Source organism: Pelomicrobium sp. G1, assembly GCF_051905455.1.
GTDB lineage: Bacteria > Pseudomonadota > Gammaproteobacteria > Burkholderiales > UBA6910 > Pelomicrobium.
The window spans coordinates 1-300 of sequence record NZ_JBQACR010000264.1 but is presented as its reverse complement, the minus strand read 5'-3'; the positions used below and the strand labels follow the sequence as shown (position 1 = coordinate 300).

Annotated in this window: 2 pseudogenes; both read right to left on the bottom strand. The window is 70.0% G+C overall.

Features of this window, described 5'->3' with window-relative positions:
• Nucleotides 1–88: pseudogene (hisH, locus tag ACTFO6_RS18435) on the bottom strand (imidazole glycerol phosphate synthase subunit HisH); the annotation flags it as partial.
• Nucleotides 85–300, bottom strand: a pseudogene (locus ACTFO6_RS18430) (imidazoleglycerol-phosphate dehydratase); the annotation flags it as partial. The pseudogenes ACTFO6_RS18430 and hisH, both read right to left, overlap by 4 nt.

Below are 300 nucleotides of genomic sequence, written 5' to 3'. Positions count from 1 at the left end.
CGCCGGGGGCCACGTGCTCTAGGGCCTTGGCCACCGAGCGCAGGTTGCCCATCCCGTAGTCGACGACGGCGATGCATCCTGCGCTCACAGGGCCCCCTTGGTGGAGGGCAGCGCATCCCCCTGGCGCGGGTCCCGTTCCACCGCCATGCGCAGCGCCCGCCCGAAAGCCTTGAACACGGTCTCCGCCTGGTGGTGGGCGTTGCTGCCCGAGAGGTTGTCCACGTGCAGGGTCACCAGGGCGTGGTTGACGAAGCCCTGGAAGAACTCCCGCACCAGGTCCACGTCGAACTCCCCCACCCG